This is a genomic window from Collinsella sp. CLA-ER-H6, assembly GCF_040092305.1.
Lineage (GTDB): Bacteria > Actinomycetota > Coriobacteriia > Coriobacteriales > Coriobacteriaceae > Collinsella.
Genome location: NZ_JBBNLS010000001.1, coordinates 179,179 through 186,226 on the forward strand (window position 1 = coordinate 179,179; position 7,048 = coordinate 186,226).

The window sequence follows — 7,048 nt, forward strand, 5'->3', positions numbered from 1 at the left end:
CGCATACTTCCGTCAGGCGATTCCGGAAGTGCGGTGAAAAACCGAGGTCGACAGACCAGACCCCTGTTTTAGCCTTCCGCGACCTGCGGTTTTGTTGCCGAGAATCAGTTTGTGCTCGGAGGTTTCCGATTTTTCCCCGCACTTCCGGAAAACACGACAACACCAAGCGCCCTAAAACTGAAGACGCGATAAGAGGCCCCTTCGAAAACAACCTCTTGAGCAGATCGACCTAAATCTCCCGAACAACGAGTCTGCCCTCCAGCATGAGCTTGTGTGCGAGGTTGTTGCTACGTCCAGCAATACCAAGCGAAGTGCCATAGTAATCAAGGAGGGCGAGCACCTTGGCCACCTCTGACTCGCGAACACCCTTGACGTAGTTTGAGTATAAGAAGAGCAGGCTGGTATGTCCGTTATACAAATCCACCGTGCTAAAAATGGACTCAAAGTACGAATAATCGGCTCGCGAAAGCGAATGGCCAAAAAAGACTATCGAAGATGTCTTAAGACCATCCCCTCCCCTTTGCGAAGGATAAGCAATCGAGCCACTTGGAACCCCTCGGGCAGACTTCAATACACGATATGTCTTGGTAAATGGGAGGATATCCCGATTATCCAAATTGCCGGAACCGTCGATTCCAAAAATGCATTCACCATCAAGCGTGCCGTGGATATTGACAAGATCGGCATCCCCAAACCGCTGTTTAAGCCACCGATATGGAGACGTATAGTTAAAGTTGAGAACAGTCACCGCATCATCGGGCACACCATCGGGCACCAAGGTATGCTCAATCAGCTTGCGCATTAAGTTATCCGAACAATCTGAATAGCCATCGTTGCGAGCAACCTCATCTTTGAGATAGCAATTGAAGTGGTGTTCCATACGCTCGAGTTCTGACATGAGGATGGAAGATAACTGCCCCTCGGGATCCTCAAGGACCCGAGGGAACGCATGGGCGAGGTAATGCCCCACACGCTCGGTCCAAGGATTGGGCTCGAGTCCTAAAAGGCGAGACCCCTCTCTAAATAAAGCGGAATATACCTCTGAGACACCCGAATCCTCTGAATCTTCAATGCCCAGCTCAGAAAGAACCCCTTGATCACCATCGTCAATGCCGTCTCTAAGCCGTTCGATCTCGTCGACCCGATTCTCGATGTAGTCACTTACATTGAGAGCGTTCGCTTCATTTGCTAGATAAAAGTAATCCTGCAAAGAGCCGAACGAGACGTCATAGTCGGATATCATTACGCCCTCATCGTCGATGCCGTCCTCGGGCAGGTTGATGCCAAACACATTGGCAATAGCCGTCTCGACATCGCACCAGTTCACGTTGAAGGCTCTTGCCTCCATGTCCTTCCGGCTTCTAAGGATTAGATCCCAAGCAGTCAGGCCTCTCGCTTTGATGGCTCCGTAATCACAAGCGCCCTCTTCCGAGACAAGAGAATCTATGACCTTCATTCGAGGCTCAAAGAAATCCTTAAACGAAGACGCCAGGCCACAGGAAAGATCGAAACCGTTGCCAACCACTATAAGATGATGATTGCGGCATCTCTTCCCATCATCCTCACCGGTAAACCTGATATCTTCCGCACTCACATTAGTCCTTAATACACCGTTTAAACTCATTCTAAGTCAGATAACGCTAATGACATCCAAACCATTGGGATGCCATTAGCGTATTTACGTCCGCCAACCTCAGCGCAATATAGTTTCTCATCATGAGCGCAATGAAGAAAGACGGCCATCCAAAAGAACGGCCGCCTCTCCGCAGGACGTAGGCCCGTAGGTTGACTACGTCAATACCACCTATTTACTCTATCGTCCAGGCTCCAAGGGGTCAATTCAATTTAAAGAGCGGCACCGTAAACAACGCTGTCCTGACTACCAGACGATTGATCGAGGAGTTCAGGTGCGCCGACGGCTGAATCGGCATCGTGAGGTATGCCTGCTTTGAGCGGCCGCTGGATCGCAAGGGCAATTCTGGAGATGACATTATCCAGAACGATTCCATGCAGCCATCTCACGCATGCTGTAAAGAAATCGACAAAAAAAGAGGGCCGACGCATCAACCCTCTTCAGGTGTCGCCCGAAGGCTTCCACCGCAATTGACTATATTTTAGTCGATATCCTATGTTTGTCTACGGGCCCAGCTCCAAAGAATGTCATCTCCATCTTTAGCCTCATCTTTAGCCTCATCTTTAGCTGCTGCTTCTTAAGAAGCAGCTATATAGCTACGAAGTGCATCCATCTTGCCCCTGGCCCCAGTCTTTACTATTTTATGAAAATCTGAGGAAGACAGAGAGCCGTGCAAGTCTTCCAGCACGCTAGAGTAGTTCCGGATTAACTGATAGCACTCAGTTTTGGACACCATCATCTTTCTGAGCAGATAGACAATTAGAACAACGTAATCGGTAATAGTTGAAAAGTCTATCGAAGGAACGCCAACCTCGGATGACAGCATCTGGCCAAGCTGAATTCCCACTTTTGCCCTCTTAAACCTAACGTCATAAACGGCACTGTTATGAGCAATCGCGTTACGGAGATCCTTGAGCACAAAGATAGTACGTTCAAGAAGCCCAGGACCGTCGTAATTGTTCGGAAGCTTAAGGTCATCGGATATGCTCTGTCTAACCGAGCCCTTTAAGCACGAATAGAAAACACCGAAGTTTCCTAGAGTCATGACCTCAAATAGCGCCCAAATAGGCAAGGGTTTATCGCTGTCATAAAAATGCCTAACAACAGGGTTCTTGGAATAATTGTACTGAATCAATCTATTGATTTCCGCGCGCAGACCCAGGCGCTTTTTCATAGCAGCGCTATAGTCTTTACTTTTTCTAGGGTAATCACGGTACGCCACGAGCGTTCGAGAGAAAATATCCTCCAGCACGAACGAGTGAGAATCTTCAAGCACGGCTTCTAGCGTATAGTTTTTTAGCGCAGTTTCAATAAACATTACGCTTGGATATAAGAGTGCCTTGACCGCCATATCAAACTCATTTAAGGCAATTACTTCATCAAAGCTTGTTAAATCCAAGCAGTTGGAAGAATTGCCCACAAAACGGTGGCCTTTGTAACCATGGTAATAGCCGTAATTCTTCATCTTTCGTTTATGGACAGAGCCGTGTGTCTCTATCCCTTTATCCCTAAGATGCTTCATGAGGCCATTGAGAGTTTTCATTATGGATCCTTAAACGCGGAGCCGAAATTGAATTAATTATATCCGGTACCGGGCAAACCTAGGATATCGGCACAAATGGCCCAACCCCACTTCCCTAAAGCTGTAGAATCAGAAGCAATGCAGGGTCGCGCATCCCCAGAAGAATGCCCTCAATATACTTAAATCCGCAATTAGGCAAACGCCAAACCTATACCATAATCCGGCCAATAGAGGTGAGCCATATGCATAGCGCCCCATTGATAGCGAAAGCTACGTCAAGCCCATCCTTGGCAGGACCAAAATCGATATCTGAGAGTGTTATGCGAGAAATGTTCTGCAATTTATCGATAGCGACAAATACGGCAATTTGGCTTACAGCGACAAACCGGATCTGATCGATCGGGCACAGTCCCTGGGTATCGAGGTAACAGCTTCCCAATCGCAAGACAGCAGAAAGGCAGAATCCCTCTATTCCAAACTCCTATACGAGAATGATTCTTCTCAGGAAAAACGCCGAATCGAACTTATTAAGCAATGTGGAGCGCATTTCGAAAAAGGAGTCCTGTTTGGTCCAAATGGTACGGATTCATTCGAGCCGATTATTGAAGCTCTTCGCAAAAAGCTGGACAGACTCGACTCTGGTGACTACGAACTCTTTAGGAGAAACGAGTTGTTTGTCAGATCCAATATTCTTGCTGACGAGGAAATGCTTCGCGAAGCGCTCTCCAACATGAAAAAAAGAATCCCGAGATCACTCATGGCACTTCGTATCTGTTATCGTCTCGGTCCCTGGATACAATTACGTTTTCGACCTCGATGCATCGACATGCGTATTCCTTGAATTCGGATACGCAGACCTGTATCGAATTGCTCTTGAAGCAAACAAGGAAGTGAACATCGCAGAGTCAAGCTGAGCTGAGTTACTATAACCGATCAACTAGCAGACCATTTCGCAGCAGGTCGGAATAAAGCCCCCCAGAGTTCTTTGCTGTACAAGCCTCAGAGTCCCAATGAGCCAGCACACCCAAGCGGCGCAGGTCCACGTCAATCCGGCACGAAGGTTTTGAGAATTTCTCTTATCTTGGCAATGAGAAAACGGGGCACACACAAGGTGACCCGGGCACCTCCACCCAAGAAAGGATCCGTCATGTCAAAAGACGACATCGAGTACCTTCTAAAATTCGCTCCCAGGGAGGCATACGTCGACGACTTGATAAACGGTCGCCTCTACATGAACGCGGCCGGCTACTACCATGGCCTGCCTGGCGAACAGGGCGATCCGCTCGAAGCTTCCATGGCTCCCGGGGCGTGCCTCTACAGATATACTTGCCTGCCTATCTACTGCATGTACACGGTCCGCGAGAACGATATCGTCGACAACACCGTGAAAATCCCGATACGCATGATTCAGGAGTTCGGGTGCGCGGACGGGTGGATCGGCATTGTGCAGTACGACAGCTTCGCGCGCCTCGCCGACAGACACACCACCGACGACGGAAGCATCTACGCCCACGGTCCCATCTCCTACGGCGTTCCCGGGCCAAAACTGATACGCGAGATCTTTGAGGGCATCCCGCACAATCTCGTTATCAAAACACCCAAGTACGCATATCAGAAGGAGTATCGAATCATCGGGTCGCGACCGGTCGAATGTCGCCTTTTACCAGACGAGAATCACCCAGGCTGCAAAATTGAAAAATACGACCACGCAGAACTTGACCTAAGCAGCAGCCTTGCGAACTTTTCCTGGAAGGTCTCGGTGGCGAGTCTCGAAGAAGCGCGAGACGGCCTCATGCTGGAGTTGCCGGATCGAGCATAGCCAACCCAACGCGATCTACAACGTCACCGAGCAACCAACCACCCCTTCCCCCCAACATTCCCCCAGAAAGTTCGCTGATGTTGACTGGTGTTCCCGTAAAATAATCCCCAACAAAATATGTGCGGAGTGCTGGCCTGGAGCTGCCTTCGGACCCTATTGGCTACTCACCGAGAGGCTCCGCTATGAAACGACCCCTTTACTACCTGCTCTGCGCGATCGCGTGCACGTCCATGGTCGGCGCGACGATGCCCATGGCAGCCATCGCGGAAGCCATGCGGCCTCCGGCAACAGCCGAGCAGCAGGCGCAATCAGACGCCACGAACAGCGACACAGCCAAAGCCGAAGACGGCACCAACACAAATGCGACAGCAGATACCGCAGAGGGCAGCACCGCAACATCCACCGGCACCAGCGCAGTCAATACAGAATGCGCCGACGCCACCAATGCCGGCACCGCCGCCACCCCCGGCACCACCGCCGCAACCGGCACCCCCACCCCATCCCTCCGAGCCCAAGCCAACCCCACCCCCACTGCCATCTCCACCACGTCACAAACCACCTACGCCCACTCCGCCACCGCAGCCCAAAACGGCGTCACCTTCACCGTCTCGTGGAACGACGCCCCCGCGGGCACCCCGACGACCTTCCACGTAACCCAAGCCAACGGCTCGTCCCAGGCCAAGGCGCGCATGGACGTGCCCACCTATTGGGACGGCGGCAGCCATGAAAGCGTCTGCGACCCGTCGCGCCCGGCATGGGCCAGCTACTGCAACCTGGGCACCGCGGGCCACGACTTTACCTTTGACTTCACGGCATCGGGCACGTACCGCATCTACTTCTACTTTATGGACAACGACAGAAACGACCCCCAAAACGACAAGGGGATCTACTACCTGCACACCACGGCAGAGGTGACCGTAAACGATGCCGCCCGCCCAAGCGTCACGCAGATCGTCAACGACGCCGTGGACCTATGCAGGCAAGAGACAGACGGCTCGGAATACGATATGGCGCTGTGGCTCCACGACTGGACGCTCGACCAGCTGGAGTACGACCACAACCTCAACTGGTGCTCGGCCGAGAGCGGCCTCACGCGCCACCAGGGCACCTGCGAGAGCTACCAGCGCATCTACTCCAAGCTCCTTGACGCCGCGGGCATCGCCAACGGCCGCGTCACCGGCAACGGCCACACCTGGAACGCCGTAAAGATCGACGGCAAATGGTGCCAGATGGACCTAACCTGGGACGACACCAGCGACAACTGGTACGGAGACCTGGAGCAACGCCTTGCCGTTGCGCGTGCGGTCTACTCCGGCTCCCCCGTGCTTCTGCTCGATGAACGCACATCGGCCCTCGACCCCAAGACCGAGCGAGAAATGCTGGATCGTATGCGAAATCTCGGCCATACCGTCATCATCGTCACGCATCGATCTGCTGCGTTGGAGGTTTGTGATCGGGTTGTAAGCCTTTAACCTAAATGAACAGTGGGCGCTGTAGTCGTTTTCAACAGCGCTCTCGCCATACTTATTGATTTGAGGGACACAAGGTGGCTCAATCCCGCACGATGGTATTTGGCAGATAGCCAAATATATGGGTTGTAAATCGAGCCCCGAAAGGAGGTAAAGATATGGGCGAGGCGACTCAGCACTATTTGAACTCGCTGCGTGCAATTGCGTTTCCAAATGGCCAGACCTTTGTTGGGCCGCAGGGGACATACCATTGGCAAAAAGACTCATAGACCTTGGATTGGCCAAAAATCGAATCGAGCATGCTGACTGCAGCGGAAACTGCTGGATTTGGATTAACATGTCGGCAAGAAGGCCCTAAGTCGAGATGCAAAATGCTAAAGATTAATTAAATAGCGGCTCGCCAGCTTTCCCGACGAGCCGCTAATCTGCTAGAGCGTCTTGAGGTACTCCCCCAGCTCTTCCTCCCAGTCGGGCATGCGGAAGCCCACGGCTTCGAGCCTGGAAAGGTCGAGCGCGGAGTGGACCGGGCGCGGGGCGACGGGGCCGGCGGCGCTCGCGTAGTAGTCGGCAGTCGATACCGGCACGACCCTGTCGCCGTTGCCGTT

Annotated in this window: 5 protein-coding genes; 2 read left to right on the top strand and 3 right to left on the bottom strand. The window is 52.3% G+C overall.

What is annotated here, in order from left to right:
- Positions 1-229 precede the first annotated feature (229 nt).
- The 3 genes from AAAX77_RS00795 to AAAX77_RS00805 all read right to left on the bottom strand — a co-directional run bounded on the left by AAAX77_RS00795 (position 230) and on the right by AAAX77_RS00805 (position 3,176).
- Positions 230-1,594 (bottom strand): AbiH family protein, encoded by a 1,365-nt coding sequence (locus tag AAAX77_RS00795; protein ID WP_349104269.1) that lies wholly within the window; start codon positions 1,592-1,594, stop codon positions 230-232.
- Between the two features lie 251 nt (positions 1,595-1,845).
- Positions 1,846-2,064, bottom strand: a complete 219-nt coding sequence (locus AAAX77_RS00800; protein ID WP_349104270.1) for a hypothetical protein — start codon at positions 2,062-2,064, stop codon at positions 1,846-1,848.
- A 146-nt stretch (positions 2,065-2,210) separates the two neighbouring features.
- Entirely contained in the window at positions 2,211-3,176 is a 966-nt protein-coding gene (locus tag AAAX77_RS00805) for an Abi family protein (protein ID WP_349104272.1), read from the bottom strand.
- Between the two features lie 1,126 nt (positions 3,177-4,302).
- Here AAAX77_RS00805 and AAAX77_RS00810 point away from each other — a divergent pair.
- Together AAAX77_RS00810 and AAAX77_RS00815 are read left to right on the top strand one after the other, a co-directional pair.
- Positions 4,303-4,974 carry a hypothetical protein gene (locus AAAX77_RS00810; RefSeq protein ID WP_349104274.1) on the top strand — a complete coding sequence of 224 codons (672 nt, stop codon included), beginning with the start codon at positions 4,303-4,305 and terminating at the stop codon, positions 4,972-4,974.
- 182 nt (positions 4,975-5,156) lie between these two features.
- Positions 5,157-6,446 (top strand): transglutaminase domain-containing protein, encoded by a 1,290-nt coding sequence (locus AAAX77_RS00815; RefSeq protein ID WP_349104276.1) that lies wholly within the window; start codon positions 5,157-5,159, stop codon positions 6,444-6,446.
- Positions 6,447-7,048: the final 602 nt, after the last annotated feature.